General features: G+C 64.9%; 28 protein-coding genes and 1 pseudogene. 7 read left to right on the forward strand and 22 right to left on the reverse strand.

Going from position 1 to position 26,848, the window contains the following annotated elements; genetic code table 11:
- Positions 1-43 precede the first annotated feature (43 nt).
- Genes IGX34_RS06185 through kynU form a run of 3 tightly spaced genes read left to right on the forward strand, consistent with a single transcriptional unit; the run spans position 44 to position 2,926 of the window.
- Positions 44-1,072: an amidohydrolase family protein gene (locus IGX34_RS06185; RefSeq protein ID WP_192554816.1), complete on the forward strand. Its 1,029-nt coding sequence runs from the start codon at positions 44-46 to the stop codon at positions 1,070-1,072.
- Positions 1,069-1,590, forward strand: coding sequence for a hypothetical protein (locus tag IGX34_RS06190; protein WP_192554817.1), 522 nt, complete (start codon positions 1,069-1,071; stop codon positions 1,588-1,590). Before IGX34_RS06185 ends, IGX34_RS06190 begins: the two co-directional genes overlap by 4 nt.
- A gap of 55 nt (positions 1,591-1,645) precedes the next feature.
- Positions 1,646-2,926 (forward strand): kynureninase, encoded by a 1,281-nt coding sequence (kynU, locus tag IGX34_RS06195; protein ID WP_192554818.1) that lies wholly within the window; start codon positions 1,646-1,648, stop codon positions 2,924-2,926.
- Here kynU and IGX34_RS06200 read toward each other — a convergent pair whose 3' ends face one another.
- From IGX34_RS06200 to IGX34_RS22320, 13 genes are all read right to left on the reverse strand, one after another.
- The gene (locus IGX34_RS06200; protein WP_192554819.1) at positions 2,927-3,796 is read right to left on the reverse strand and encodes a sulfotransferase; all 870 of its coding nucleotides are present in this window, start codon (positions 3,794-3,796) and stop codon (positions 2,927-2,929) included.
- A 192-nt stretch (positions 3,797-3,988) separates the two neighbouring features.
- Positions 3,989-4,399: a hemerythrin domain-containing protein gene (locus tag IGX34_RS06205; protein ID WP_192554820.1), complete on the reverse strand. Its 411-nt coding sequence runs from the start codon at positions 4,397-4,399 to the stop codon at positions 3,989-3,991.
- A gap of 70 nt (positions 4,400-4,469) precedes the next feature.
- The gene (locus tag IGX34_RS06210) at positions 4,470-5,741 is read right to left on the reverse strand and encodes a glutamate-5-semialdehyde dehydrogenase (RefSeq protein ID WP_192554821.1); all 1,272 of its coding nucleotides are present in this window, start codon (positions 5,739-5,741) and stop codon (positions 4,470-4,472) included.
- Positions 5,738-6,910 carry a glutamate 5-kinase gene (proB, locus tag IGX34_RS06215; protein ID WP_192554822.1) on the reverse strand — a complete coding sequence of 391 codons (1,173 nt, stop codon included), beginning with the start codon at positions 6,908-6,910 and terminating at the stop codon, positions 5,738-5,740. The genes IGX34_RS06210 and proB overlap by 4 nt, the downstream gene beginning before the upstream one ends.
- 3 nt (positions 6,911-6,913) lie before the next feature.
- Complete coding sequence (argH, locus tag IGX34_RS06220) at positions 6,914-8,209, reverse strand: argininosuccinate lyase (RefSeq protein ID WP_192554823.1); 1,296 nt, start codon at positions 8,207-8,209, stop codon at positions 6,914-6,916.
- 211 nt (positions 8,210-8,420) lie between these two features.
- Positions 8,421-9,374, reverse strand: coding sequence for an N-acetyl-gamma-glutamyl-phosphate reductase (argC, locus tag IGX34_RS06225; protein WP_192554824.1), 954 nt, complete (start codon positions 9,372-9,374; stop codon positions 8,421-8,423).
- Between the two features lie 6 nt (positions 9,375-9,380).
- Positions 9,381-10,646 carry an acetylglutamate kinase gene (locus IGX34_RS06230; RefSeq protein WP_238482154.1) on the reverse strand — a complete coding sequence of 422 codons (1,266 nt, stop codon included), beginning with the start codon at positions 10,644-10,646 and terminating at the stop codon, positions 9,381-9,383.
- A 37-nt stretch (positions 10,647-10,683) separates the two neighbouring features.
- On the reverse strand, positions 10,684-11,802 hold the full coding sequence (locus tag IGX34_RS06235; protein WP_192554826.1) for an acetylornithine deacetylase: 1,119 nt from the start codon (positions 11,800-11,802) through the stop codon (positions 10,684-10,686).
- Positions 11,799-12,992 carry an argininosuccinate synthase gene (locus IGX34_RS06240; protein WP_338015426.1) on the reverse strand — a complete coding sequence of 398 codons (1,194 nt, stop codon included), beginning with the start codon at positions 12,990-12,992 and terminating at the stop codon, positions 11,799-11,801. Before IGX34_RS06240 ends, IGX34_RS06235 begins: the two co-directional genes overlap by 4 nt.
- A gap of 22 nt (positions 12,993-13,014) precedes the next feature.
- Positions 13,015-13,491, reverse strand: coding sequence for an OsmC family protein (locus tag IGX34_RS06245; protein ID WP_192554828.1), 477 nt, complete (start codon positions 13,489-13,491; stop codon positions 13,015-13,017).
- Entirely contained in the window at positions 13,484-14,113 is a 630-nt protein-coding gene (locus tag IGX34_RS06250; protein WP_192554829.1) for an FMN-binding negative transcriptional regulator, read from the reverse strand. The genes IGX34_RS06245 and IGX34_RS06250 overlap by 8 nt, the downstream gene beginning before the upstream one ends.
- A 15-nt stretch (positions 14,114-14,128) precedes the next feature.
- Entirely contained in the window at positions 14,129-15,136 is a 1,008-nt protein-coding gene (locus tag IGX34_RS06255) for an N-acetylornithine carbamoyltransferase (RefSeq protein WP_192554830.1), read from the reverse strand.
- A 368-nt stretch (positions 15,137-15,504) separates the two neighbouring features.
- Entirely contained in the window at positions 15,505-16,098 is a 594-nt protein-coding gene (locus IGX34_RS22320; RefSeq protein ID WP_274380815.1) for a glycine zipper 2TM domain-containing protein, read from the reverse strand.
- Positions 16,099-16,329: 231 nt separating this feature from the next.
- Between IGX34_RS22320 and cysS the strand changes: the two genes are divergently transcribed.
- Complete coding sequence (cysS, locus tag IGX34_RS06265; RefSeq protein WP_192554831.1) at positions 16,330-17,706, forward strand: cysteine--tRNA ligase; 1,377 nt, start codon at positions 16,330-16,332, stop codon at positions 17,704-17,706.
- 39 nt (positions 17,707-17,745) lie between these two features.
- Positions 17,746-18,186, forward strand: coding sequence for a SufE family protein (locus tag IGX34_RS06270; RefSeq protein ID WP_192554832.1), 441 nt, complete (start codon positions 17,746-17,748; stop codon positions 18,184-18,186).
- A 94-nt stretch (positions 18,187-18,280) separates the two neighbouring features.
- On the opposite strand, the gene dksA is transcribed toward IGX34_RS06270, so the two are convergent.
- The gene (dksA, locus tag IGX34_RS06275) at positions 18,281-19,354 is read right to left on the reverse strand and encodes an RNA polymerase-binding protein DksA (protein WP_192554833.1); all 1,074 of its coding nucleotides are present in this window, start codon (positions 19,352-19,354) and stop codon (positions 18,281-18,283) included.
- A gap of 122 nt (positions 19,355-19,476) precedes the next feature.
- Between dksA and yidD the strand changes: the two genes are divergently transcribed.
- A complete protein-coding gene (gene yidD, locus IGX34_RS06280; RefSeq protein WP_192554834.1) occupies positions 19,477-19,731 on the forward strand; it encodes a membrane protein insertion efficiency factor YidD in 255 nt (84 codons plus the stop codon).
- Between the two features lie 169 nt (positions 19,732-19,900).
- Positions 19,901-20,557, forward strand: a pseudogene (locus IGX34_RS06285) (amidohydrolase family protein); the annotation flags it as partial.
- A gap of 73 nt (positions 20,558-20,630) precedes the next feature.
- On the opposite strand, the gene IGX34_RS06290 reads toward IGX34_RS06285, so the two are convergent.
- The 8 genes from IGX34_RS06290 to efp form a co-directional block, all read right to left on the reverse strand.
- Positions 20,631-21,068 carry a YbaY family lipoprotein gene (locus tag IGX34_RS06290; RefSeq protein WP_192554835.1) on the reverse strand — a complete coding sequence of 146 codons (438 nt, stop codon included), beginning with the start codon at positions 21,066-21,068 and terminating at the stop codon, positions 20,631-20,633.
- A gap of 53 nt (positions 21,069-21,121) precedes the next feature.
- Entirely contained in the window at positions 21,122-22,069 is a 948-nt protein-coding gene (gene folE2 / locus IGX34_RS06295; RefSeq protein ID WP_192554836.1) for a GTP cyclohydrolase FolE2, read from the reverse strand.
- A gap of 90 nt (positions 22,070-22,159) precedes the next feature.
- Complete coding sequence (locus tag IGX34_RS06300) at positions 22,160-23,017, reverse strand: squalene/phytoene synthase family protein (protein ID WP_192554837.1); 858 nt, start codon at positions 23,015-23,017, stop codon at positions 22,160-22,162.
- Positions 23,014-23,688, reverse strand: a complete 675-nt coding sequence (gene gph / locus IGX34_RS06305) for a phosphoglycolate phosphatase (protein ID WP_192554838.1) — start codon at positions 23,686-23,688, stop codon at positions 23,014-23,016. The genes IGX34_RS06300 and gph overlap by 4 nt, the downstream gene beginning before the upstream one ends.
- Positions 23,685-24,395, reverse strand: a complete 711-nt coding sequence (ubiG, locus tag IGX34_RS06310) for a bifunctional 2-polyprenyl-6-hydroxyphenol methylase/3-demethylubiquinol 3-O-methyltransferase UbiG (protein WP_192554839.1) — start codon at positions 24,393-24,395, stop codon at positions 23,685-23,687. Before ubiG ends, gph begins: the two co-directional genes overlap by 4 nt.
- A gap of 28 nt (positions 24,396-24,423) precedes the next feature.
- Positions 24,424-24,678 carry a YciI family protein gene (locus tag IGX34_RS06315; RefSeq protein WP_192554840.1) on the reverse strand — a complete coding sequence of 85 codons (255 nt, stop codon included), beginning with the start codon at positions 24,676-24,678 and terminating at the stop codon, positions 24,424-24,426.
- Positions 24,679-24,687: 9 nt separating this feature from the next.
- Positions 24,688-26,028: a TRZ/ATZ family hydrolase gene (locus IGX34_RS06320; protein WP_192554841.1), complete on the reverse strand. Its 1,341-nt coding sequence runs from the start codon at positions 26,026-26,028 to the stop codon at positions 24,688-24,690.
- 229 nt (positions 26,029-26,257) lie between these two features.
- Positions 26,258-26,824: an elongation factor P gene (efp, locus tag IGX34_RS06325; RefSeq protein ID WP_192554842.1), complete on the reverse strand. Its 567-nt coding sequence runs from the start codon at positions 26,822-26,824 to the stop codon at positions 26,258-26,260.
- Positions 26,825-26,848: the final 24 nt, after the last annotated feature.

The following is a 26,848-nucleotide window of genomic DNA, read 5'->3' on the forward strand; positions in this document are numbered from 1 at the left end:
CCGCTAGACAGACCCCACACCCCGCAGGCGCTACACTTGGCGCATGCTGAAGATCGATACCCACGCCCACATCCTGCCGCGTGACTGGCCCAACCTGGCGGCCAAGTACGGCAATGAGGCCTTTCCGGTGATGAACCACACCGACGGCCGCCATCGCATCTACAAGGATGGAAAATTTTTCCGCGAGGTATGGGATTCCTCGTTCGATCCGCAGCACCGCATCAACGACTACGCGCGCTTCGGCGTGGACGTGCAGGTGATCTCCACCGTGCCGGTGCTGTTCTCGTATTGGGCGCCGGGCTATCAGGCGCTGGAACTGCACCGCCACCTCAACGACCACATGGGTGCGGTATGCCGCGATTTCCCCCGGCATTACGCCGGCATCGGCACCGTGCCGCTGCAGGCGCCGGAGCTGGCGATCCGTGAACTGGAGCGCTGCATCGACGAGCTGGGTCTGTGCGGCGTGCAGATCGGTTCGCACTGCAACGAGTGGAATCTGGATGCGCCGGAACTGTTCGCATTCTTCGAAGCGGCAGCCGACCTGGGCGCGGCGATCATGGTGCATCCCTGGGACATGATGGGCGCCGCCACCATGCCCAAGTACTGGATGCCATGGCTGGTCGGCATGCCGGCCGAGCAATCGCGCGCGGCCTGCTGCCTGGCCTTCGGCGGCGTGCTGGAGCGCCTGCCGCGGCTGCGTGTGATGCTGGCCCATGGCGGCGGCAGCTTCCCCTGGACGATCGGACGCATCGAGCACGGCTTCCGCATGCGGCCGGACCTGGTCGCCACCGACAATCCGCGCAATCCGCGCGAATACCTCAAGCGGCTGTATTTCGATTCCTGCGTGCACGATCCGCAGGCGCTGCGCTATCTGCTGGATGTGACCGGCGTCGAGCGCGTGATGCTCGGCACCGACTATCCTTTCCCGCTGGGGGAGCAGGAACCGGGCAGCGGCATCGAGGCGCTGCAATTGGATGACCCGAGCCGCGCCCGCCTGTTTCACGGTACGGCGCTGGAGTGGCTGGGATTGCCGCAACAGCGCTTCCTTTCCCAAGCACAGGAGCACGCATGAATTTCCGGCGTTACATGATCGCGGCCAGCGCTTTGCTGCTGGGCGGCATTGCAGTGGCCCAGGCCGACGACGTCAGCATGGCATCCGGCAGCGTGCACTTCAGCACGCCGGCCAACTGGGTGGGCATCATGCAGGTCGACGGCGATCCGGAAGTACGCGTATTCCAGGTACCCGATCCCTCGCCCAGCGCCAGCACCACTCTCGCGCGCGTCAGCGTGACGGTGAAGCAGGTGACGAACATGCAGGACTTCAACAGCTACGTCGGCGGCGCGGTCGCCAAGGCCAAGCAGTTGAAGGACTATCAGCCGGGCCAGAGCGGTTCGAGCGACCAGAACAGCTTCGTCTACACCGCCAGCGAAAGCGGTACGGCCTACACCTATGTGGAACGCTACTGGTTCCGCGACGGTCACGCGATCCAGCTGCGTTGCGCCCGCCCCTCGGCCAGCCAGGCCGGGCAGTCCTGGGCGGCAACGTTCGACAAGGGTTGCAGTTCGATCGCCTCGACCCTGGGCGCCTGATCTATCTTCCCGGCATGCCGCGCACGCGGCATGCCTACCAAGCTGGAATGCACCGATGTCCGCACCCTATGAAGCCACCGCCGCCTGGGCCCAGGCACGCGACGCCGCCGACCCGCTGCGCACGTTCCGCGATGAATTTCTGATTCCGCCGCACGCCGGCGGCGACAGTCATTACTTCTGCGGCAACTCGCTGGGCCTGCAGCCACGCGCAGTGCGCGACGCGCTGAATGCGGAGCTCGACTACTGGGGCGAGCTGGGCGTGGAAGGCCATTTCAAGGGCCGCCTGCCGTGGATGGACTATCACGAATTCGTGCGCGATCACCTGGCCGAAGTGGTGGGCGCGCAGCCCGGCGAAGTCGTCGCGATGAACACGCTGGGCGTGAATCTGCACCTGATGATGGTGAGCTTCTATCGCCCCACGCCGGACCGCCACGCGATCCTGATCGAGGCCGGTGCGTTTCCCACCGATCGCTATGCGGTGGAATCGCAGATCCGTTATCACGGCTTCAGCCCCAAGCTCTCGCTGATCGAACTGGAAAGCGACGAACCGAACGGCACCCTCTCGCTGCAGGCGATCGAGCGCGCGCTGGCCGAACACGGTTCGCGCATCGCGCTGGTGATGTTGCCGGGCGTGCAATACCGCACCGGCCAAGCCTTCGATCTGAAGGCGATTACCGAGTTGGCGCATCAGTACGGCTGCACCGTGGGTTTCGACCTGGCCCATGCGGTGGGCAATCTGCCGCTGCAACTGCACGACAGCGGCGCCGATTTCGCCATCTGGTGCAGCTACAAATATCTCAACGGCGGCCCGGGTGCGGTCGGCGGCGCCTTTGTGCATGCACGTCACGCGCATGCCACCCTGCCGCGCTTTGCCGGCTGGTGGGGCCACGACAAGCACACGCGTTTCCAGATGGGGCCGGAGTTTGTGCCGACGCCGGGCGCGGACGGCTGGCAGCTGTCCAATCCGCCGATTCTCGCCCTGGTACCGCTGCGTATTTCGCTGGAGCTATTTCATCGCGCCGGCATGTCGCGTCTGCGCGAAAAATCGCTGCAGCTCACCGGCTATCTGGAGTGGCTGGTACAAAACCAGCTGCCCGACCTGCTGCAGATCGTCACGCCCGCGGAAACCGCACGCCGCGGCGCGCAGTTGTCGATCCGGGTACTGGGCGGCCGCGAGCAGGGGCGCGCGCTGTTCGACTATCTGGTCGAAGACGGCATCATCGGCGACTGGCGCGAACCGGACGTGATCCGCATCTCGCCCGCGCCGCTCTACAACCGCTTTGCCGATTGCCTGGCCTTTGCCACCGCGGTACGCCGCTGGAAAGACCAGGCCTGATTACGCGGCCGGCTCCAGCTGCGCCAGCACTTGATCCACACGCCGCTGCAGCGCGCCCAGCGGCGTGTAGTGGCTGATATCGAAGTGCCCTGAATTCTGTTCCAGCTGGACCAGGCCGAAGCCGGATCGCAGCTGCTGGCGCAGGTTTTCATACAGCTCCATCACCGCGCTGGCCGAGTCTCGCGCAGACGCGGGAATGTCATCGAGCGAATAGCGCCTGACCCGCTTGGTGTCGTAGTAGCTGCCGGCCTGCGCCAGATCGACGCGCAACGCCAGCCCGAGATCGCGGAACACGGTTTCATCGATATCTTCATGCACCACCGCATGCACCGTCGGCAGGTTGCGCAGCATGCGGATATACAGGCCGATCACGCGCACAAAGCTGGCCAGTACCGATTCGCAACTGGCGGCGGCATTCCCGTTGAGCTCGGCCAGGCCGCGTGTAGACATCAGCACATCGATGGGATTGCGGAAGGTGAACACATAGTGCGCGCGATAAAAATAGCGGCACTGGAAATCGAATACCTGCTGGCAGGTTGGCTGCGCCCGCTCCGGATTGATGACGATCTTGCTGCCCACGTAGCGATAAAGCGTGGCCAGGTGGCGCAGGTATTCCGACCATGCGGCATCGCCGCTGAAGAACGCCGGACAGAAACTGCTCTTGGTTTCCTGGTTGCCCCAGGAACGATGCATGGCGTTATAGCGGGCGGCGAAATTGGGCGTGCCCGGATCGTCGTGAAATGCCGGCTCGCCGAACAGAAAAATATCGCGCGAATCGTTGAGCGCGTTTTGCAGCACGGTGGTACCGCTGCGCGCGGCGCCGAGCACGAACAAGCCCTGGGTATCGATCGCGCGTGTGTTTTCGGCCATCGTCGACGCTGCAGCCACCGGCGCAGTCTCGACCGGCAGCTCCGGCCGCCGTGACGACAACAGATCCCGCATTCGCCTTGGCATCGCAGCACGGCCCTCTTTCCCGAAGCGGGCAGTATGCCTTAGCGCAGGCAGCGGGTAGAACCCGGCGCCCAGACGATGGGCGCCGTGGCTCGGCTGCTCGTCGTCAGGCTAGACGTGCTCGGCCAGCGGATACAGCTCGCGGTTTTCGCGCTGCACGCGCAGGTGCAAGGCTTTGAATACATTGTTGGCGTCGCTGCGAAAACCTTCCGGGTCCTTGCTGATCTTGCCGACCAGGTTCCAGCGCGACACGAAGCTGGCGTAAGCGCCGGCCAAATCGCCCATTTCCTGCTGAAACTGCCGGCCAGTCTGCGCTACCTGCTGATCTGCGGCATTGGCCAGCGCCGGATACAGCACGCGATCCTCGGCGGCCAGATGCAATTTGATCGCCGAGCTCATCGTCACCAGCTGGCTGACGATGGCGTCGGCATGCTCCTGCACACCGCTCTGCACCAGCTCACGCAAGGCCGTGACCGCGGCCAGCAATTCCACATGCTCGCGTTTGAATTTGTCGATGTTCATGGCTCCCCTCCCCGGTGGTTCCATGACAGCTATCGGCGGGAGCCGCGGCGGGCTTGAGCGGGGCCGCCGCTCAGGCCGGGTCGAGGCGGCTGGCGGCGTGCCGGACCTGCCCTTCGCCACGCACCACGAAGCGCTCCACGGTCAGCGCCTCGGCGCCCATCGGCCCGTAGGCATGCAGGCGGGTGGTGGAAATGCCGATCTCCGCGCCCAGCCCCAGCTCGCCGCCGTCGGAAAAACGCGAAGAAGCATTGATCATCACCACGGCGGAACGGATCGCCTGGATAAAGCGCCGCGCCGACACCTCCTCGCGGGTGGCGATCACTTCCGTGTGGTCGGAACCGAAGCGCTGGATATGCCCGATCGCCGCGCCCAGGTCGTCGACCACGCGCACAGCGATTATCAGATCGAGAAACTCCGCAGCGTAGTCTTCATCGACCGCCGCGCGCATGCCCGGCACCAGCGCGCGCGAACGTTCGCAGCCGCGCACTTCCACGCCGCGCTCTTCGAGCACCTGCGCCGCCTTTGGCAAGAACGAGGCCGCGATATCGCGATGGACCAGCAAGGTCTCCAGCGCGTTGCAGACGCCGGGGCGCGAGGTCTTGCCGTCCACCAGCAGGTTCAGTGCAAGGGCTTCATCGGCAGAGGCGTCGACAAACAGATGGCATACGCCTTTGTAGTGCTTGATCACCGGCACGCGCGCATGCTCGGCCACGAAACGGATCAGGCCTTCGCCGCCGCGCGGAATGGCCAGGTCGACGATGTCGCTGAGCTGCAGCAATTCGACCATGGTTTCGCGTCGCAGATCTTCGATCATGGTCAGCGCCGCGGCGGGCAGGTCGTGGCGCTCCAATACCTCGCGCAGCACCTGCGCAATGGCAATATTCGAATGCACCGCCTCCGAGCCGCCACGCAGGATGACGGCATTGCCGGCCATCAGGCATAGCGCTGCGGCATCGGCGGTGACGTTCGGGCGCGCTTCGTAAATCATCGCGATCACGCCCAGCGGGATACGCACGCGTTCCAACTGCAAACCATTGGGGCGCGTCTCGCGGCGGGTCACCAGGCCGACCGGATCCGGCAGCGCGGCAATCTCGCGCACGGCGTTGGCGATGGCGGCCACCCGCGCCTGGTCCAGGCGCAGGCGATCCAGCATGGCGCCCTGCACGCCTTTGGCGCTGGCCTGCTGCAGGTCGCGTGCATTGGCGGCAAGAATGGTTTCGCTTGCCGCTTCCAGCGCGGCCGCCATGTCGTGCAGCAGCTTGCGCTTGCTGTCGGTGTCGAGCGTAAACATCACCTGTGCCGCATCGCGGCAAGCCAATGCCAGTGTGCGAACTTCGCTCATGCGTCGCTTCCTTCCGCCGCTGCCTCAGGATTCTTCACGGTAGCCAGATCGTCGCGATGCACGATCTCGGCGCCATAGCTGTAACCGAGCACGTTTTCGATGTCCCGGCTGTGATGGCCGGCCAGCCGCCGCGCTTCGGCCGCGCCGTACTGGCACAGGCCGCGAGCGACCGGGCGATCGCCGGCATCGACGATTTCCACCAGATCGCCTCGCTGGAATTCGCCGGCCACGGCCAGCATACCGCCCGGCAACAGCGAAGCGCGTCCGCCGAGCAGGGCGCGGACCGCCCCCGCATCCACGCTGATCCGCCCGCTGCCGGCCGGTGCATGACGCAGCCAGTATTTGCGCGCCTGCAGGCGATTGCCGGCCACGTCGAACAAGGTGCCGCGCAAGCGGCCCTGCACCAGCACTTCGACCGTGGCCGGCTCGCGGCCACTGAACAGCGCCGTGGGAATGCCGGCGCCGGCCGCCTTGGCCGCCGCTTCCAGCTTGGTACGCATGCCACCGGTACCGACCGCGCTGCCGCTGCCGCCGGCCATGGCGATCACCTCCGGGGTGAGCTGCGGCACGTGGCCGATCGGCTCGGCCAGGGCATCGCGGCGCGGATCGGCGCTGTACAAGGCATCGACGTCGGAGGCGATCAGCAGCAGGTCCGCATCGACCAGTGCCGCGACGATCGCGGCCAGATTGTCGTTGTCGCCCAGCTTGAGTTCGTCCACCGCGACGGTGTCGTTTTCATTCACCACCGGCAACACGCCGAAGGCGAGCAATTCGCGCAGGGTGGCGCGTGCGTTGAGGTAGCGGCGGCGGTTGCGCAGGTCGTCGTGCGTGAGCAGCACCTGCGCCACCGGACGCTGCGACAGGCTTTGCCATAGCGCAATCATCGGCGCCTGCCCCAGGGCCGCCAGCGCCTGCCGCGCGGCCAGGCCGGCGCCGAGTGCGGCGTGCTCGCGCATCAGCGCACGGCCGGCCGCCACCGCGCCGGAAGAAACCAGCACCACTTCGCGGCCCACCGCATGGCTGGCATGCACGAACGCCGCCAGGTGCTGCGCATAGTGCGTGCTCAGCCCGCCGCCATCGGCCGCCAGCAGATTGCTGCCTACTTTCAACACCGCGCGCCGCCAGCTTGGCAATGCGCGTTCGGGAAGCTGGCGCGCGGCGGTGTTCATCGCTCAGGCGCTGAGTTGCGCGAGGCGTTGCTGCAAGACATCCAGCTGCAGGCCGTTGCCCGCGCCCGGCGAGGTGCGCGCCGCCAGGCTGGCTTCCGGCGTGCGTCCCTGCCCGGCTGCGGCGGCCGCTTCCGCCGCGGCGCGATAGGCATCGCGGAACGGCACGCCGGCGGCGGCCTGCTCGATCGCCACGTCGGTGGCATACATCGCCGGCTCGATCGCCGCACGCATCGCCGCCTCGTTCCACTGCATGCGCGCCAGCAGATCCGGCAGCAATTCCAGCGCGGCCAGGCCATGCGTGACACCGTGGAACAGCGAGCCCTTGGAGAACTGCAGATCGCGCTGGTAGCCCGACGGCAGCGACAGCAACTGCTCGATTTCGCAGCGGGCAGCGGCCACGGTGGCGTAAGAGGCACGCAGCAATTCCACCACATCCGGATTGCGCTTGTTCGGCATGATCGAGCTGCCGGTGGTGTATTCCGACGGCAGCGCCACGAAATTGAATTCCGCGGTGGTGAACAGCGACAGATCCCAGGCCAGGCGGCGCGCATCGAGCATGGCGCTGCCGATGCTTTCCATCACCGCCATTTCGAACTTGCCGCGCGACAGCTGTGCATAGATCGGCGAGATCTGCATGCGCGAGAAACCCAGCGCCTGGGTGGTGTGCGCACGATCCAGCGGCAGGTTCACGCCGTAGCCGGCGGCGGTGCCGAGCGGATTGGCATCGACCCAGGCGGCGGTCTGGCGCGCACGCCAGGCGTTGTCGACAAAGCCCTCGGCAAAGCCGGCGAACCACATGGCGGTGGACGACACCACCGCGCGCTGCAGATGGGTGTAGCCGGGCAACGGCAGCGCCGGTTCGGCAGCGCGCTGCAGGCATACCGCGGCGATCGTGCGGCAGTGGCTTTCCAGCTCGGCCAGCTTTTCCTTCAGCCACAAGCGCGTAGCGACCAGGATCTGGTCGTTGCGGCTGCGGCCGGTATGTACGCGGCGGCCGGCGTCGCCCAGGCGCTCGGTGAGGCGCGCTTCGATGGCGGAGTGGCCGTCTTCATAGCGTTCGTCCAGCACGAAGCTGCCGGCGCGAAAATCTGCGGCCAGGGCATCGAGCTCACGCTTCAGATCCTGCATTTCCTGCGCGCTGATCACGCCGATCTTGGCCAGGCCTTCGACGTGCGCCTTGCTGGCGGTGATGTCGTGCAGGAAGAACTCGCGGTCCAGCAGGACGTCGTCGCCGGCGAGGAACTTCATGATCTTCGCGTTGGTGGCGACGCCGGCTTTTTGCCAAAGGAGGTCGGTCATGGCTTGGGGTCTCTATGATTCAGTACGACTCGATCTGCACTGCCGGCACTCCCGCGAAAGCGGAAGTCCGTTGCCGCGCCGAGGCGAACGTCAACCTGGATTCCCGCTTTCGCGGGAATGACGTCTCGGCAAGACAAACAGTTCGAAGAACGAAAACACCGACAGCGCCAGGACATGCATTGTCGGATATTGCAAACACAGTTGATCTAAGTCAAAGCGGAATTGCCGTGTACTCATCCACGCCGATCGCCTGGTTGATGTTCTGCATCGCCTGCGTCGCTGCGCCCTTGAGCAGATTGTCCAGGGTGGCCACGATCACCACGCGCTTGCCGTCGGCCGACATGGCGAAGCCGCCGATTTCGGCATGGTGTTTGCCGGCGATCTGGCTCACCCATGGCGCTTCGTCCTGCACGCGCACCAGCGGATCCTTGGCATAGGCTTGCTGGAACAGCGCAAGCACGTCGTTGCGCTGGTGCGGCCGCGACAGGTAGAGGTTGGTGGTAACGGTCAGCCCGCGGAAATGCGGCGCCACATGCGGCATGAATTCCACCGGCACGCCCAGATGGCGGCTCGCTTCCTTCTCATGCATATGGCCGGTAAGCGCATACGGCATCAGGTTGTCACGCAGCTTGTCGGGATTGTTCTTGTCCGACGGCGTGGTACCGGCACCGGAGTAGCCGGAGACACCGAAGCACACCGGCGGCGCGGCCAGCATTTCTTTCAGCGGCGCGATGGACAGCTGCATCGCGGTGGCGTAGCAGCCGGGATTGCTGATGCGCTTCTCGCCGCGCCACTTGTTGCGCGTGAGTTCCGGCAGGCCGTAGTACCAGTTGTTGTCGAAGCGATAGTCGGCGGAAAGGTCCACGATCACCGGATCCCTGCCCGCCGCATCGAAAGCCTGCACACATACGGCAGCCTTGCCGTTGGGCAGCGCCAGCACCACGACATCGGCATCCAGCGCCGGCAGGTCTTCATGTGCCGGCGAGCTGTAGCGCAGATCGCCCTGGTAGTCGGATACATGCGCATCCACGCGCTGGCCGTCCAGTTCGCGCGAAGACACGTAGGCCAGTTCCAGCGACGGATGCGCCGCCACCAGCCGGATCAGTTCCGCCCCGGTGTGCCCGCGTGCGCCGACAATGCCGATACGTTTAGGGGAAGCAGCCATGATCGTTCAATCCACCAGGGTCGGTTGACGCACGGCGCAATGGGCGACGCAGCGTGCGATGGTGTCGAAGTCGTCCAGGCCGTACCAGAACACTTTCCAGCGCTCCTGCTTGTAGCAGCCATCCGACTCGGCGTAATAAAAGTGATTGATCTGGTTGCCATGGCGCGAACGCCAGAACAGGCGCGGATTTTCCTCGCGCATCACCAGCCACACGGCCCGGCCCAGGCCTTCGCCCTGGGCGTCGTCGAGCACGGCGAACTTGTCCAGGTAGATCAGGCCATCTTCCTGGGTGAGGATCATCGCGGCGCGATAGTTCTCGCTGACGTAGATGCGATAGGGCGTGGTGCGCTCGAAATAATCCTCGACCAGCGTGCGGCCGAAGCTGGATTCGATCAGCTCGCGCATGCGCTGCCGGTCCACGCCGTCCCAGCTTCCGAAGCGGAACACTTTTTCGCCGCGGCGGACCAGCGTGCCGGAACCCTTGTGCGTGAACAGTTCCTTGGCCAGCTCGGACGGGCGCGTAATCGACACCGACGAGGTCAGCGGCAAGCTTTGCAGCAGGTCGGCAATCTGCTCGATCTTCACGCGCATGCCGCCGTTGATCCACGGCTGCGCCATCAAATGGTCGAACTCGGTACTCAGGTTGATCGAGTCGATGATGCGCCCCTGATCGTCGAGCAGACCGCCGGTGCCAGTGAGGAAGATAATCTTGTACGGCTCCAGCACGCGCACCAGTTCGTTCGCTGCAAAATCAGCGTTGATATTGAGGAACTGGCCTTCGTCGGTTTCGCCCAGGCTGGCGATCACCGGAATGGAACCGGCGCGCAGGCTGGCCTCGATCGGCGCGAGATTGATGCTGTCGACCTTGCCGACCATGTCGTAGACGTCCTTGTCCAGGAAGCTGGACATGAACACGCCGGAGGGCACGGAGGTGGCGCGGGTGTTCATCGCCTGCAGCGCTTCCACCAGTCGCAGGTTCTGCTGCTGGAACACGCGGCGCACGATGCCCAGCGCCTTGGGCGAGGTCACGCGCAGGCCGTTCACCGTCTGCTTGGTGATGCCGGCGGCCTGCAGCTCTTCATCCAGCTGCGGGCCGGCACCATGCAGCACGATCGGCGTCAGGCCCACTTGCTGCAGGAAGGTCAGCGAGGAAGTGAGATCGGCCAGCTCGTCGCGCAGCACGGCGCCGCCGACTTTCACCACGGCGAAGCGCTTCGCATCCAGCTGCGAAAAACGCTTGAGGTATTGCTGGATTTCCTTGGCGCTGCCCATCGCGGAGAGCAGGCGCACAATGGTCTGGCGGGTGTTCTTATGCGATTCCACGGTTCACGATCTCGTAGATGGTCTCGGCGTAGGCCTGCAGTTGATCCAGGGCAACCCATTCGTCAGCGGTATGCGCCTGGGCGATATCGCCAGGGCCATACACGAAGGAGATGTAGCCCCCGGCGGAAAACAGCGCGGCCTCGGTCCAGAAGTTCACGGCATTGCCGACCGGAATGCCCAGCTCGTCGGCGATATCGCGCGCGGCCAGGCGACGGGTTTCGGCGGTGGCGGTATCGCCCGCAGGCAACGACACGCCGCGGAACAATTCCTCGTAGCTTTCCGGCTGCGGTTCGACCAGGGTACGGAAGGTTTCCAGCAACTGGTCCGGATCCATGCTCGGCAGCGGGCGAAAGCCAAAGCGCACATCCGCCGTCGGCGCGATCATATTGGCCTTGATGCCGCCTTCGACCCGGCCGATGTTGAAACGCAGGCCGGTCAGACCGCCGAAACGCTCATGCGACTGGCGCTCGACGTAATCCAGTGCAGCGCTGCCCCAACGGATCGCCTGGTGCAAGGCACTGTCGCTGGGCCGCAGTTCACCGGACGCGTGCCCGGCCTGGCCGGTGAAGCGCATCTGCACTGAATGAATGCCGCGATGCGCCAGCACCGCTTCGCCGCGGGTCGGCTCGGCCACGATCACCGCATCGTAGGCATGCCCCAGCTTGAGGAACGCAGCGATGCAGCGCGGATCGTTGGCTTCTTCGTCGGTGGACAACAGCAGCGCCATGTCGCCCGACGTGCGGTTGGCAACCGTCAGCAATGCGGCAGCGGCGCCCTTGATATCGCAGGCGCCGAGGCCGACTGCGCGATCCTCGGTGACCGTGAGCGCATGCGGGTCCCGAGTCCAGTGCGGCGAATCGGGCACCGTGTCCAGGTGCACGTTGAACAGGTACTTCGGCTTGCCGCGCACGGCATACAGCGTCACCGCACCGGCGCCGTGATCGGTCACCGTCACCTCGAAACCCGGCAGATGCTCGCGCAGGTAATCGAAGATGCCGCCGGTGCCGATCTCGCGCGGCGGATTGCGCGTATCGAACGACACCAGCGCACGCAAGTGAGCAAGCGTGGCGTCCAGCAGCTGGCTGTGGCCGAGCTGGGCACTCATCGGTTGACCTCGGCCCACAGGGTGCTGCTCATGCCGAACAGCTTGATAAAGCCTTCCGCCTCGGCCACGCCCCAGTCTGCCGCCTGCGCATAGGTCGCGCCCTTGGCGTTGAGGATGTGCTTGGATTCGACCGCCACGGCGGTGACCACGCCACCGCTGGTTTCCAGCGTGACTTCGCCGCTGACGGTGGCCTGGCTGGAGGCGAGGAAGGCTTCCAGGTCGGTTTTCAGCGGATCGTGGTAGAAGCCTTCGTACACCAGCTCCACCCACTTGCGCGCCACGTCCGGCTTGAAGCGGTTCTGCTGCTTGGTCAGCACCGTTTCTTCCAGCGCGCGATGCGCGGCCAGCAGCGCGGTGAGGCCCGGCGCTTCGAAAATGATGCGGCCCTTGAGGCCGATAGTGGTGTCGCCGGTGTAGATGCCGCGGCCGACGCCGTACTGCGCCAGCAACGTGTTGAGCTTGGCCAGCATCTTGTGGCCGGCGATCTTTTCGCCATCCAGTGTCACCGCTTCGCCGTTGACGAAGCCGATCTTCAGCTGCAGTGCTTTGGACGGCCATTCGGCACGCGGCTTGCACCAACCCACGGCACCCTCGCCCGGCGTCAGCCAGCGATCGATCTCGCCGCCGGACATGGTCACGCCGAGCAGGTTTTCATTGATGGTGTAGGCCTTCTGCTTGGCGCGCACGCCGAAGCCGAGCTGCTCCAGGTATTTCTGCTCGTAGGCGCGTACTTCGGTGTGCTCTTTCTGGATCTCGCGGATCGGCGCCACGATTTCATAGTCGCCCTGCGCCTTCACCGCCAGGTCGAAACGTACCTGGTCGTTGCCCATGCCGGTGCAGCCGTGCGCGATGGCTCGCGTACCCAGTTCGGCGCAGCGCTTGAGCGCGGCATCCACGATCAGGTAGCGGTCGGACACCAGCAGCGGATACTGCGACTGATAGCCCTCGCCCGCCCACACGAACGGCTTGACGAAGCCGTTCCAGATCGCCGGGCCGCCATCGACGGTGACGTGACTGGCTGCCTTCAATTCCTTGGCGCGCGCTTCGATATAGGCGCGCTCCTCATCGTCCACGCCGCCGGTATCGGCAAACACGGTGTGCACGGCCCAGCCGCGTTCTTGCAGGTAGGGAATGCAGAAGCTGGTGTCGAGGCCACCGGAAAAGGCGAGAACGATGTCTTTGCTCATGATGCGAGATCCAAAAGAGAAGGTTTTACGGGGTTTCGATGACAATGCGCGGTTCGCAGCGCACCGGGAAATTGACGGAATTGGCTATAAAGCAGGCGTGATGGGCTTCGTCGTGCACGGCCGTGGCGCGGACGGCATCGCTGCTGGCGCTGATCGTCACCTGCGGACGCAGCACCACTTCGGTAAAGCGACCGTCCTCGCCGCGATCGAGCAGCGTGCCCACCGCCGCGTCGACGTACTGCGTGACCACCACGCCGGCGGTGGCGGCAAGATGCAGGTACCAGAGCATGTGGCAGCTGGATAGCGCCGCCACCAGCATGTCTTCCGGATTGTGCTTGCTGCCGTCGCCACGGTAGGCGGCATCCGAGGAGGAGGCGATCACCGGTTTGCCGGCGATCCGCACCTCGTGTTCACGGCCGTAGCCTTGATAGGTCTTGGTGCCGGTGCCGTGATTGCCGGTCCATACCACTTCGACCGCATACTGGTGCTGCTTGTCAGCCATCGCGGCGCTCCTCGGCCTGTTGCATCAGTTCGATCAGCTCGGCGTCGCGCACGCCGGCACGCTCGCCCAGCCCCTCGATCACCCCGGCGCGGTTGGCATCGGGATGGTTCTGGCTGAGCTTGAACTTGCCTTCGATGCGCTCGATGGCGATTTCCACGCCGACGATAAGCTTGAGCATCTTTTCAAGGTGATCTTCCGGTGCATCGCCGACATGCCAGGGCGCCGCTTGCGTGGCTTCGTGGCGATCGGTGAGTTTTTCCAGCAGACCGCGCAGCCAGGTCTTGTCCTCGATCACCCGCAGGCGACCATGCACATGCACCACCGCGTAGTTCCAGGTCGGTACTTCGCGCCCGGTTTCATGCTTGCTCGGATACCAGTTGGGACTGACGTAGCCGTTGGCAGCCTGGAACATCGCCAGCACCTGCATGCCATCGGCCTTGGCCAGTTCATTGCCGCGCGCCACATGCCCTTGCAGCAAGGCCGTGCCGGCCAGCTCGAACGGCAGGTGATTGGCAACCAGTCCATCGGCACCGTGCATCACCACCGTGGCAAACGGATAGTCGCGTATCAGTGCGTGCAGCACCTCGGCGCGGGTTTCCTGGAAGGACTTGGGCAGGTACATGGGCGCTGCCGTGACTCAGCGCTGCGCGATCAGCGAAGCCATCACCGCCTTCTGCACATGCAGGCGGTTTTCCGCTTCGTCGATGGCGATGCAGGCCGGCGAATCCATCACCGCATCGGTGGCCTTGATGTTCCGGCGCAGCGGCAGGCAATGGCTGAAGACGCCGTGGTTGGTCAGGGCCATCTTGGCCTCGTCGACGATGAAGTGCTTGTGTGCGTCGCGGATCGGCTTTTCCTGCTCCCAGCGGCCGAAGAACGGCAGCGCACCCCAGCTCTTGGCATAGACCACGTCGGCGCCGCGATAGGCTTCCTCGATGTTGTGGCTGACCTTGAGCGAGCCGCCGTTCTGCTTCGCATTCTGCTCGCCGAACGCCATGTAGCGCTCGTCCAGCACGTAGTCGGGCGTGGGGCACAGCAAGGTCACGTCCATGCCCATCTTGGTGGCGATCAGCAAGGCGGAATTGGCCACCGCGGTATTCAGCGGCTTGGGGTGGTAGGTCCAGGTAAGCACGTACTTGCGGCCGGTGAGATCGCCGAAACGCTCTTTCAGGGCCAGCGCGTGCGCCAGTTCCTGGCAGGGATGGGTGATGGTTTCCATATTGATCACCGGCACCGTGGCGTATTGCGCGAACGCCTTGATCACCGCGTCTTCGCGATCGACCGACCAGTCCTGGAATTTCGGAAACGCACGCACCGCGATCAGGTCCACGTAGCGGCTGAGCACGCGCGCCACTTCGGCGATGTGCTCTTCCGCTTCGCCGTCCATCACCACGTTGGGGCGAAATTCGATCGGCCACGCATCCTTGCCGGGCGACAGCACGATGGCATGGCCGCCGAGATGGAATGCGCCCAGCTCGAAACTGGTGCGCGTGCGCATCGACGGGTTGAAGAACAGCAACGCCACCGACTTGCCGGCAAGCTGCTGGCCGTGCGGCGAGCGCTTGAAGGCCGCAGCCTGCTCAAGCAACGCGTCGATCTCGGCGCGGCTGTAATCCTGGGTGGTTAGGAAATGACGAAGCGACATCGTTGACTCCAGTCCGAAAAAGCAAAAAACCCGGCGCAAAGGCCGGGTTTTGTCGTCGTATTACACATGCAACGTGGCGACAGCCTACCCGGCCGAATGTCGGTCCAGCGGTCGACGCGCACGCGAGGTCATGCCAGCGGCCATGCGGGCGCTGGTAAGCACGGTAGCGGTATAGACGGCTGAGGACATGGGGCTTCCGGGTGGTTGAACCTCAATCATGACCGCATTTTCGCTGCCATGCAACAGAAAAAACGGCACAAGCGCACAGGCCGCGCGAACCCATGGAAATGGCCGGCTTTGGGGCCAGGCAAAACAAAAGCGACCGTGCCCGGAGGCAGCGGTCGCTTTGGTAGGGCCGGACGCCGGGATCAGTCGGCGGGCGATACGTTGACGCGCACGCGCAGGCGCTCGCCGGGGTCGTAGCTCAGGCGCGACATATAGACGTCGCCGTGATAGCGGTACTCGACGTCGTAGCCGATGATCTGGCGCTGCTCGGCAACCTGGGTGCCGGGCTGGCAGACGGTCTGGGTGGAGCTGTAGGTCTGGCCGCCGCTGGCCACCGAGTTACCAACCGCACCGCCCACCACCGCGCCACCGACGGTGGCGGCCGTGTTGCCGCGGCCATGGCCGATGGTGCTGCCGAGCACGCCGCCGACCACCGCACCCAGCACGGTGCCAATGCCCTTGTTGCTCGGCGTCTGCTGCACCACCTGCTGGTCGTAGCACTGCTGCGTGGGCGTGGCCGTACGCGTGACGCCGTAGACCGGATCGACGCGCAGCACATCGGCCCAGGCGTAGTGCGCATTGTCGGGACCGGCGCCCGGACCCGGCGGCGGTGCCTGCTGCGGCGCGCTGCCCGGCGGAGGCGGCGGGGGATAATCGCTGTAGCTGGTCTGTGCCGCTACGCCGGTGGAAACACTGGCCAACACCAGCAGAGACAGCAACAGCATCTTGTTATTCATGGATGACCTCCGCAAAGGCGGGATGGAAGCGCGGGTCGCGCATACCGAAATTGCAGCAAATTCACGCTGAATCCACGCTTAGAAACAGCGCAACTTAGTGCCTTGATTTGTGTTGAGAAATGTAACGTTTTGACGCATCCGGGACCGCGCCTGCGGCGGTCCCGCCGAGCAAGACCTTGCTAAGATGCCGGACCCCTTCGCCAGCACTCACCGGACCGCGGACTCCAGCCCATGCCGATCTCGCTCTATAACAGCCTCAGCCGCCGCATCGAGCCCTTCGCGCCGCTCGATCCGAACCGGGTGACGGTGTATTTGTGCGGGCCGACGGTCTACAGCTACGTGCATATCGGCAATGCGCGTGGCCCGGTGGTGTTCGACGTGCTGGTGCGGCTGCTGCGCCGGCATTACCCGCAGGTGGTCTACGCCCGCAACATTACCGACGTGGACGACAAGATCAACGCCGCCGCGCTCGAGCAGGGCGTGCCGATCGGCGCGATCACCGACCGCTTCACCGAGGCCTATCGCCAGGACATGGCCACGCTCGGCATCGCCCCGCCGGATATCGAGCCGTTCGCCACCGCGCATATCGGCCAGATCATCGCCATGATCGAAACCCTGATCGCCGGCGGCCATGCCTATGCCGCCGACGGCCACGTGCTGTTCGATGTGGGCTCCTACCCCGCCTACGGCGCGCTGTCCGGCCGCGATACCGACGAGCTGATCGCCGGCGCCCGGGTCGAGGTCGCACCATACAAGAAGAACCCCACCGACTTCGTGCTGTGGAAGCCCTCCACGCCGGAGCTGCCGGGCTGGGACAGCCCCTGGGGACGCGGCCGCCCCGGCTGGCATATCGAATGCTCGGCGATGAGCGCGGCGCATCTGGGTGAAACCATCGACATCCATGCCGGCGGCGTGGACCTGCAGTTTCCCCATCACGAGAACGAAATCGCCCAATCCACCTGCGCCCATGGCGGCAAGGTGTTTGCGCGCTGGTGGCTGCACAACGGCATGCTCACCTTCGACGGCCGCAAGATGTCCAAATCGCTGGGCAATGTGCTGCATGTGCACCAGCTGCTCACCCGGCATCCGCCGGAGGCCTTGCGCCTGCTGCTGCTGCGCGGCCATTACCGCCAGCCGCTGGACTGGTCGGATACGGCCATCGCGCAATCGATCAGCACGCTCGACGGCTGGTACCGCGTATTGCGCGAACTCAGCCATATCGAACTGGATGCAGGCCGGGCATTGCCGCTGCCTGAAAGCGTCGAGGCCGCGCTCAGCGACGACCTGAACACACCCGAGGCGCTGGCCGAATTGTCCCTGCTGGCCGATGCGGCGCGGCAGACGCCCTCGGCCGCCAACAAGGCGGCTCTGCTTGGCGCAGGCGCCCTGCTGGGCCTGCTGCAGGACGACCCAGAGGCCTGGTTCAAGCAAACCGGCAGCACCAGCGTGGACGCCGAACGCGTAGAGGCGCTGCTGGAAGAACGCCGCGCCGCCCGCGCTGCCCGGGATTTCGCCCGCGCCGACGCCATTCGCAACGAGCTGACCGCGATGGGTGTGGTGATCGAGGACGGCGCCCAGGGCACGCGCTGGAGCGTGGTAAAGCACTGATTCGGCCGCGAGCCAGCGAATCGCGCGATAATTGACCGCATGAATACGATTGCCAGTGCCAGCGCTGCCCAGGCCCAGCAGGAGATCGCCGATGAATTTGCCTTCTTCAGCGATTGGACCGAGCGCTACCAATACCTGATCGACCTCGGCAAACAGCTGCCGCCCTTTCCCGAAGCATGGAAGACTGAGGAGCACCGCGTTCACGGTTGCCAGTCGATGGTCTGGCTGGTGCCCAGCGGGGATGCATCGCAGATGCATTTCGACGCGGCCAGCGATTCGGCCATCGTCTCCGGCCTGATTGCGCTGGTGTTGCGGGTCTACTCGGATCGCCCGGCGGCGGAGATCGTTGCCACCGAGCCCGCCTATATCCAGCAGATCGGCCTGGCCAAGCATCTGTCGCCCACGCGCTCGAACGGCCTGGCGGCGATGCTGGTGAAGCTGAGGGCGTATGCGGCGGCGGAACTGGAAAAGCCGGCTTAACCGGTCATTCGAGTTTTCTTCGCGGTTTGCACACAACAAAAAGCCCCGCTCGCTGGCGGGGCTTTTGTCATTGCGCATAAGAGCCGCGGCAAGCTTAGTCGCCCATCTGCTTCTGCAGATGCTCGCGGCGTTCCTGCGCATCGAGCGACAAGGTAGCGATCGGGCGCGCGTCGAGGCGCTCCAGGCCGATTTCCTCGTCGGTTTCCTCGCAGTAGCCGTAACGACCTTCCTCGATCCGGCGCAGGGCCTTGTCGATCTTGGAAATCAGCTTGCGATAGCGGTCGCGCGTGCGCAGCTCCAGCGAGTTTTCCGTCTCGCGGGTGGCGCGCTCGGCTTCGTCGCCCACGTCACGCACTTCGTCACGCAGGTTTTCCATGGTCTGGCGCGACTCTTCCACCAACTGCTCGCGCCATTCGCGCAGCTTGTTGCGGAAGTAGGCGAGGTGACGAGGATTCATGTACTCCTCGCCGGAGGCCGGACGATAGCCAGGCGGCAGATCGATCTGGGTGGTGAGAGGCAGCGCGTAACGCCCGTCTTCACGGGTGACGCCATTATCGAGAGTTGTTGCGGTGTTATTCATTGAGGACTGCGCGGTCTTCTGTTTCTTGGTAGTCGAATGATTGGCGGTTGCGTTGGCAACCCGCTGCGCCGTCGGTCCTACGGCGCTAGCCACCTTGCCCGCAACAGCGGGACGAGCAGGCTGTGATGATACGGCTGGCTGTGTTGCATTTTTTGTGACTGCCGCTGACGGCTTCGCTTCTGCTGCCGATTTCGTCGGCGCGTGAGCGGGCTTGGCGGCCGGCTTGGCAACGGCTTTCGGTTCCACGGCTTTCTTGGCAGGTGCAGGTGCGGGCGCAGCTTTGGCCGGGGCGTGCTTGGGTTCCGGCTTGGCGGCAGCCTTCTTCACCGGCGCGGCCTTGGCAGGCTGCGGCTTGGCGACTGGCTTGGGCGCGCTCTTGGCCACGGCCTTCTTGGCCGGCGGCGCCTGCTTGGCGGCGGCCTTGACCGGGGCCTTCTTCGCGGCCGCCTTCTTGACCGGCGCAGCGCTCTTGGCAACCTTGCCCGCTACCACCTTGGCCTTGCCGGCCTTGGCTTCATTGGCCTTGCCCGCCGCCGTGCCTTTTGGAGCTTTCTTGGCGGCGGTGGAACTACGCGTGGTTTTCGCCATTTACCTTCACCATTTTGGCCGTGGCGGCCGGGTGTTATAGCCCAATACCCTCGCACCGGCAACCGTCCTTCTGGAATACTTGCGGTATTAAGTGCCGCAGGCGTTTCGGCAATGTGAATGCCGTGAGTCGATTAATCCTTTTTCTGCTCAAACTCTATAAGCGCTACGTCAGCCCTCTGTTAGGACAGCGTTGTCGCTTTTACCCCAGTTGCTCCGATTATGCACGGGTCGCGGTGTCCCGCTTCGGTCCCTGGCGGGGCAGCCTGCTGGCCGGCTGGCGCATATTACGCTGCCAGCCGCTGTGCGCCGGTGGCAACGATCCGGTTCCCGACCACTTTCATCTGCCGTGCTGTCGTGTTCGGGACGGCGAACATTGATCCGGCCCAGGGCCACGCACCGCTCCCGGCGCCTGTCTGTGTAACCACTGGCGCCCCATGTCCGACAACTGGCTGATCAAGAACGCCGAATTGATCAACGAAGGGCGCCGCTTCCACGCCGATGTGCGGGTCAAGCATGGCCGTATCAATGCGAATCGCGCTGGCGTAGAAGCACGGCACGCGCCTGCACGTGCTGCACATCTCCACCGCCGACGAGCTGGCGCTGTTCCAGCCGGGGTCGCTCCAGGGCAAGAAGATTACCGCCGAGACCTGCGTGCATTTCCTGCACTTCAGCGACGAGGATTACGAGCGCCTGGGCGTCCTGATCAAGTGCGATCCGGCGATCAAGACCACGGCGGATCGCCAAGCCATCACCAAGGCCGTGGCCGAAAGCCGTATCGACGTGCTGGCAACCGATCATGCGCCGCATCTGCTGGAAGAAAAAGGCCAGCTTTACGACAAGGCGCCCTCCGGCCTGCCGCTGGTGCAGCGCGCCCTGCAAGCGGCGCTGCAGCGGGTGACCAAAGGCAAGCTGACGCTGGAACGCGTGGTGGAAGCGGTCTGCCACGCACCGGCCACGCTGTTCAATGTGTATGAGCGCGGTTTTCTGCGCGAAGGCTATGCGGCCGACCTGACCCTGGTGGATCCGCGCAAGCCGCATACCATGCGGCGCGAGGAAGTGCTGTCCAAGTGCGGCTGGTCGCCGTTCGAGGGCGTTACCTTCAGCAGCTCGATTGCGGCGACCTTCGTCAACGGCCTGCGCGTATGGGATGGTTCGCGCGTGGGCGATGCGGTCCGCGGCGAACGGCTGGTGTTCGATCGATAAGCCACAAGCTCGCCGTCATTCCTGCAAAAACACGAATGACGGCAGGACCCGTGTACGGATCGCCGTAACCGCCTCAGTGAATCTCCGCAATCACCACCCGCACCGGCCCCTCGTTGCCTGAGCGCCCCAGCACGCTCACCTGGGTATCGTTGCGGGCCAGGATGCGATCGCCCTGCTTGATGGTCGCGGATACGGCAAAGTCCACGCCGCTGCCCAGCGCAGACGGCTCGTAGCTCAAGACGAAGGTCACCGGCGAGGCGCCGATCGGCGCAATGTGATCGGTAGCGATGATCCGCGCCGGCGCATCCTGCTTGCTGACATCGGCCAGGGTGACATCCAGGTACGCATCTGCCGGAAGCTCATGCGTCAGGGTGTAGTCCACCTCGCCGGTCAGCGATTTCATCAGCGTCAGCTGTTGCGGCGCCTTGTCCTTATGGCCGAAGTGCGGCATCCAACTGCAGCCGGCCAGCAATAGTGCCGCGCTCAGCAGCAAGCCATGGCGAATCTTCATAGAAACTCCTTGTCGGTCAGCCGCGGATAATAGCAACCGCACCAGCGGCTGCTTCAGCTGCGCTCGCCGTAGCCGCCCGCTACGCCTTTGCTGGCATAGGCCACGGCATCGTGCGGGTGGAGGCTTTCCTGGTGTTCCAGGCGCACATGAAAATCGGCAATGCGCGCGTCCGAATCAAGTGCACGCTGAATGCGGCGCGCGGCATCTTCGCAAAACATCAGGTTGCCGCCGTTGGCGAGCGCAAACGCCTGTTCGTCTTCGCGCTTGACTGCGGTCTGCACCGGCGTGCCCAGCGCCTGCTCGACGCGGTCCAGCAGGCCGATCAGATTCAGCGGCGCCCCTTCGACAAAACGCACCAGCAGCCGCGCCACGCTGCGCTGCGCGTGCGGCGTGGCAACGATGCCTTTGTCGCTGCCCAGCCAGGCCAGCACGGCGGCATGATCCAGCGGTACGCCCGTGTCGAAATCCCTGGCGAATTGTTCCTGGATCAATTGGCGCGACAATGCGGCGGATGCCGGACAGGTCGACGAGTAGACCACTTCCGTGCCCAGCTCCAGGCAGAAGCCTTCAGCACATAAGTTCGCTTCGAGCGACACCGGATAAGCACGCCAGCCGCTGTTGTCGCTGCGCAGTGCAGCGCGGCGCACCAACTGGTCGAAGCGTATGCTGATACGCGCGCGATCGGAGAGTTCCTGATGCGATTCCAGGAACGCGCGCAGCAGTGCTTCAAGCATGGCTGCATCCACCGTCTGAGAACTCAGGTATTGATCCACCAGCAGATACAGGCGCGACATGTGGATGCCGCGGCGATCCGGGCGCGTGAGGTTCACAAAGGCGCCGACCTGCGCACTGGCACGCTGCACCTCGCCGTCGCCGGCGTCGAAACGCACCGGCACCTCGATGCCATCCATGCCCACCCAATCCAATGCACCGGCCAGATGCGGCTGTGCCTGGGTGGCTACGTCGGGCATCAGGCGGACGGTATTTTCATGGGTGTGCATGGGGGAATCCTGTCGCCAAGCGCCGCAAGAGTTTCTTATCTTGGGGCAGCCTGGCGCGACGCAACAGAGCCGAACCCGGAAACCGTACGTTTAGCCGGCCACCCGCTGCTGCCATCGCCGCGCCGCCTGCCACGCGCGCAGCGTTAGCAGGAAGCCACGGTCGGGGCTGCCCTGCTGCAGCAAGGCCAGCGGTTCGCTGGCGCGCGCAGCTTGGCGCGCCAGTCGCTCGCCCTGCCCCGATTCCAGTGCCCGGAACACACTGAGCGGCCCTTCCAGGCGACCGGCTTCGGTCCAGGCCGTGCCCAGATCGTCCAATTGCGCCTTGATCGCCCGATCGCGCGCCTCGCTGCGTTCGCGCAGGTTGCCACGGCTCAGGTTGAAGCGTGCCAGCCGCGCCATCGGCAAGGGCAGGCGATCGCGGTCGGCATCGTCCTGCAAACGGCGCAGCGCATACAGCAAATGGCTGAGCGTGGCGACCTGCGCAGCCCGTGCCGATGGCACCGATGCGCCATACCACCAGGCCGTTTCCAGCGCGGCCAGGGCGCCATGCAGCGCAGAGGCGGCCTTGAGCTGGGCGCCGAAATCCACGGCGGTGCCCTCTTCCAGCTGCGCCATCGCCGCCAGCACCGGCGCCAACCAGAGTTCGGGCGACATGGCATGCGCGCGCTCGTCGTCGAACAGCACGCGCGTCAACGGATGACGGCCGCCGCTGGCGGCGGCGCCGCCGAGTTCTTCCGCCCACCAGTTGAGCTTGCCGGCCGCTACATGCGGCTCGCGGATGCCATAGGCCGCCGACAGCAGTTCCTGCTCCAGCGCCGCCAGTGCAACGTGACCCGGATACTTGGCCGGATCGACAAAAACCAGCGCCGTACGCTGCAGCGGCTGCACCGACAGCCACTTGTCGATATAGCTGCGCAGGGCGCCAAGCTGGGCCACGTCAACGCTCACACCGGCACCTTCAGTTGCAGCAGCTCGGCCAGCTCGCGCGGATGTTCCACCAAGGCATCGGCGCCCCAGTCCTGCGGATTGCCGCCGTCGAGATAGCCCCAGTGCACGGCCACCGAATAAAGACCGGCGGCATTGCCGGCCTGCACATCGCGGCGATCGTCGCCCACGAACAGGCAGCGTGCGGGATCCAGGCCGGCGCGTTCGCAGGCCAGCAGCACGGGCGCCGGGTCCGGCTTGCGTACCGGCAGCGTATCGCCGGACACCACCGCGCACACGCGCTCGCCCCAGCCGATCTGGCGCACCAGATCGTCGGTGAGATAGCCGGGCTTGTTGGTGACGATGCCCCAGGCCACGCCGTTGGCTTCCAGCGAATCCAGCAACGCGTCGATACCTTCGAACGGATGCGTATGCCGGCACATCATCGAGTGATAGAGCTCGAGATAACGCGGCATGCGTTCAAGCAACTGCTCGTCGGTTTCCTCGAACGCGCAGCGCAGGATGGCGCGCGAACCGCGCGATACCACTTCCCGCACCATGGCATAGGGCGGCACCGGCGCATCGACTTCGGCACAGTATTCGGCCAGCGCGGCATGCAGGTCGGGCGCACTGTCCAGCAAGGTTCCGTCCAGATCGAACAACACGCCCTGCGGCGCCTTCGGTAGTGATTTCATGCGGATTTGCGTGCGCAGAGCAGATAGTTGACGGCAGTGACGCGGCTGATCCACGCCTTGCGATTGAGCGGGTTGTAGCCAAGACCGCTGACATCTTCCAGTTCCAGACCTTCATGGCGCAGCAGACGCGCCAGCTCGGCCGGCTTGAGGAACTGCGCGTAATGATGGGTGCCGCGCGGCAACATGCGCATCAGGTATTCGGCGCCTAGAATCGCGGCACCGAACGCGGCCGGCGTACGGTTGAGCGTGGACATGAACAGGTGCGCGCCAGGCTTGAGCATGGCGGCAAGATCCTTCACCAGCGCCGCGGGATCGGGCACATGCTCGATCAGTTCCATGCAGCACACCGCATCGAAACTCGCCGGCTCACTTTCAGCCAGCTCGGCGGAGGATTGCTTGCGGTAATCAACCTTGAGATTGGATTCGTGCAGATGCAGCCGCGCGATCTCGATCACCTTCAGGCCCATGTCGATACCGACGACATCGGCGCCGGCGCGTGCCAGCGCTTCACTCAGCAGGCCACCGCCGCAGCCGACATCGGCCACCTTCGCGCCGCGCAGCGCCACCCGCCTGGCGACATACTCCGCGCGCACCGGATTGAGATCGTGCAGCGGACGCGATTCGCCATCCGGATCCCACCAGCGCGCAGCCAGTTTGTCGAAGCGGGCGATTTCGTCGTGACTGACGTTGGGTGCGGCCTGGGTCATGGTGAAAGCTCCGGCATGCTGATTCAATTTAATGCGCGTTCCATTCGTAAAGCGTGATATCCCAGCCGCCGCTGGTATGCGCCGGATCGGTATGCGCGATCTGCAGCGCCTCGTCCATCGATGCGGCACGCAGCAGATAGGCCCCGCCGGATTTGTCGCCGAACGGTCCGGACATCTCGTTGCGGCCCTGCGCACGCAATGTCTCGAGGAACTGCTGATGCTGCGGCACTACCGCAGGATCAAACTGCGGCCGCCGGAACATCATCACGAGATAGCGATTCATGGCAGCTCCTTACACCGCATCCAGCGCAGCGATGCGCTCGCGCCAGGCATGCGTGCGCGCCAGGATGCCCGGCATATCCAGATCCACCAGTTCGCGCGCCGCCAGCTTGCGCTTGCCGGCAATCCACACGTCGCTGACCTGGTGGCGCCCGGTGGCGTAGACCAGCTGCGATATCACGTGGTACAGCGGCTGGGTTTCCAGGTCGCTGAGACGCACCGCGGCCAGATCGGCCTGCTTGCCGGCCTCGATCGAGCCGATGCTTGCTTCCAGGCCCAGCGCCCTGGCCGCGTTGATGGTGGCGGTACGCAGCGCATAGCCGGCATCGAAGGCGGCAGCATCGCTGGCCACGGCCTTGGCCAGCAAGGCGGCGGTGCGCATTTCGCCGAACATGTCCAGATCGTTGTTGGAAGCGCAGCCGTCGGTGCCGACAGCGACATTCACGCCTGCCTTGCGCAGCTGTTCCGCCGGGCAGAAGCCCGAGGCGAGCTTGAGATTGGATTCCGGGCAATGCACCACCGACACGCCGGCTTCGGCGCAGGCGGCGATTTCGCCTTCGGTGAGCTGGGTCATGTGCACGGCGATCAGGCGATCGTTGATCAGGCCCAGTTTCTGCAGCCGCTGGAACGGGCGCAGGCCGCTTTTCTGGCGCTCTTCTTCCACTTCATGCGCCGTCTCGTGCAGATGCAGATGCACCGGGATATCCAGCTGATCGGCGAGCACGCGAATGCGCTCGAACGATTCGTCCGACACCGTATACGGCGCATGCGGCGCAAAGGCCGTGCGCACCAGCGGGTCGTGGCGGAAGCTGTCGTGCACTTCGCCGGCGCGCTCGAAATATTCGTCCTGCGTGCGTGCCCAGGCGGTGGGAAACTGGATCACCGGCAGGCCGACCACCGCGCGGAAGCCGAGCTTGTGGTAAGTGGCGCCGATCGCATCCGGAAAGAAATAGTTTTCGTTGGCGCAGGTGGTGCCGCCGCGGATCATCTCCGCCACCGACAGCTCCACGCCATCGCGCACGAATTCCGGGCCGATCACCTTTGCCTCGACCGGCCAGATGTGCTGCTGCAACCACACCATCAGCGGCAGATCGTCGGCCAGCCCGCGCAGCAGGCTCATCGGGTTGTGCGTATGGGTGTTGATCAGGCCGGGGATCAGCACGTGCTCGCCCAGCTCGACCCGCGCGCGCGGCGCATAGGCGACGCGTGCTTCGGCAATCGGCAGGATGCCGACGATGCGATCGCCGTCGACCGCCACCGCGTGCTGTTCCAGCACAGTGTCATGCGGTACGACCGGCACGACCCAGCGGGCCTCGATAAGAAGATCGACGGTCTGCGGAGCGGACTGGCTCATCGGGTTGGCGCCTTGCTGGGGAGGGGATACAAGATGGGGCGGCACATCTTACGATGCCCGCCCCGTGAGTCTTGCCTGTCGACACTGCAACCGGCTGCGGATGAGTGCTCGGAAACATGCGACATGGTTGGAGTGTTGTGTGCTTCGCGGGTCGTGCTGGAACGGGATCCCGGCTTGCGCCGGGATGATCAGCCGGCAAGGGCGCGAACAGTGTTCGCGCGCCAGTGCGTCACTTCACGCGGCTGACGTACTCGCCGGAGCGGGTGTCGACGCGGATCACTTCTTCCTGGTTCACGAACAGCGGCACGCGCACCACCGCGCCGGTTTCCAGCTTGGCCGGCTTGCCGCCGCCGCCGGAGGTGTCGCCGCGCAGGCCCGGATCGGTCTCGACGATCTTCAGTTCCACGAAGTTCGGCGCCTGCACCGCGATCGGGCGGCCGTCCCACAGGGTCACCACGCACTCTTCCTCGCCCTTCAGCCACTTGGAGGCATCGGACATGGCGGCGGCGTCGGCCTGGTGCTGCTCGAACGATTCCTGGTGCATGAAGTGCCAGAACTCGCCGTCGCTGTAGAGGTACTGCATGTCGGTGTCGACCACGTCGGCGCCCTCGTAGGAGTCGCTCGACTTGAGGGTCTTTTCGGTGGTGCGGCCGTTGAGCAGGTTGCGCACCTTGATGCGGGTAAAGGCCTGGCCCTTGCCCGGCTTGACGAACTCCGCCTCGGTGATGATGTAGGGATCGCCGTCGACGATGATCTTCAGACCGTTCCTGACGCCATTAAGGTCGTACGTGGCCATTTACTTCGCTCCAATAGGGGAAAC

Origin of the sequence: Dyella acidiphila (assembly GCF_014863405.1) — a bacterium.
In the GTDB taxonomy this organism is placed as follows: Bacteria; Pseudomonadota; Gammaproteobacteria; order Xanthomonadales; family Rhodanobacteraceae; genus Dyella_B; species Dyella_B acidiphila.

Coding starts and splice junctions, on each gene's coding strand:
- IGX34_RS06185 (WP_192554816.1), top strand. CDS start 44: ATGCTGAAGATCGATACCCACGCCCACATCCTGCCGCGTGACTGGCCC.
- IGX34_RS06190 (WP_192554817.1), top strand. CDS start 1,069: ATGAATTTCCGGCGTTACATGATCGCGGCCAGCGCTTTGCTGCTGGGC.
- kynU (WP_192554818.1), top strand. CDS start 1,646: ATGTCCGCACCCTATGAAGCCACCGCCGCCTGGGCCCAGGCACGCGAC.
- IGX34_RS06200 (WP_192554819.1), bottom strand. CDS start 3,796: ATGGCCGAAAACACACGCGCGATCGATACCCAGGGCTTGTTCGTGCTC.
- IGX34_RS06205 (WP_192554820.1), bottom strand. CDS start 4,399: ATGAACATCGACAAATTCAAACGCGAGCATGTGGAATTGCTGGCCGCG.
- IGX34_RS06210 (WP_192554821.1), bottom strand. CDS start 5,741: ATGAGCGAAGTTCGCACACTGGCATTGGCTTGCCGCGATGCGGCACAG.
- proB (WP_192554822.1), bottom strand. CDS start 6,910: ATGAACACCGCCGCGCGCCAGCTTCCCGAACGCGCATTGCCAAGCTGG.
- argH (WP_192554823.1), bottom strand. CDS start 8,209: ATGACCGACCTCCTTTGGCAAAAAGCCGGCGTCGCCACCAACGCGAAG.
- argC (WP_192554824.1), bottom strand. CDS start 9,374: ATGGCTGCTTCCCCTAAACGTATCGGCATTGTCGGCGCACGCGGGCAC.
- IGX34_RS06230 (WP_238482154.1), bottom strand. CDS start 10,646: ATGGGCAGCGCCAAGGAAATCCAGCAATACCTCAAGCGTTTTTCGCAG.
- IGX34_RS06235 (WP_192554826.1), bottom strand. CDS start 11,802: ATGAGTGCCCAGCTCGGCCACAGCCAGCTGCTGGACGCCACGCTTGCT.
- IGX34_RS06245 (WP_192554828.1), bottom strand. CDS start 13,491: ATGGCTGACAAGCAGCACCAGTATGCGGTCGAAGTGGTATGGACCGGC.
- IGX34_RS06250 (WP_192554829.1), bottom strand. CDS start 14,113: ATGTACCTGCCCAAGTCCTTCCAGGAAACCCGCGCCGAGGTGCTGCAC.
- IGX34_RS06255 (WP_192554830.1), bottom strand. CDS start 15,136: ATGTCGCTTCGTCATTTCCTAACCACCCAGGATTACAGCCGCGCCGAG.
- IGX34_RS22320 (WP_274380815.1), bottom strand. CDS start 16,098: ATGAATAACAAGATGCTGTTGCTGTCTCTGCTGGTGTTGGCCAGTGTT.
- cysS (WP_192554831.1), top strand. CDS start 16,330: ATGCCGATCTCGCTCTATAACAGCCTCAGCCGCCGCATCGAGCCCTTC.
- IGX34_RS06270 (WP_192554832.1), top strand. CDS start 17,746: ATGAATACGATTGCCAGTGCCAGCGCTGCCCAGGCCCAGCAGGAGATC.
- dksA (WP_192554833.1), bottom strand. CDS start 19,354: ATGGCGAAAACCACGCGTAGTTCCACCGCCGCCAAGAAAGCTCCAAAA.
- IGX34_RS06290 (WP_192554835.1), bottom strand. CDS start 21,068: ATGAAGATTCGCCATGGCTTGCTGCTGAGCGCGGCACTATTGCTGGCC.
- folE2 (WP_192554836.1), bottom strand. CDS start 22,069: ATGCACACCCATGAAAATACCGTCCGCCTGATGCCCGACGTAGCCACC.
- gph (WP_192554838.1), bottom strand. CDS start 23,688: ATGAAATCACTACCGAAGGCGCCGCAGGGCGTGTTGTTCGATCTGGAC.
- ubiG (WP_192554839.1), bottom strand. CDS start 24,395: ATGACCCAGGCCGCACCCAACGTCAGTCACGACGAAATCGCCCGCTTC.
- IGX34_RS06315 (WP_192554840.1), bottom strand. CDS start 24,678: ATGAATCGCTATCTCGTGATGATGTTCCGGCGGCCGCAGTTTGATCCT.
- IGX34_RS06320 (WP_192554841.1), bottom strand. CDS start 26,028: ATGAGCCAGTCCGCTCCGCAGACCGTCGATCTTCTTATCGAGGCCCGC.
- efp (WP_192554842.1), bottom strand. CDS start 26,824: ATGGCCACGTACGACCTTAATGGCGTCAGGAACGGTCTGAAGATCATC.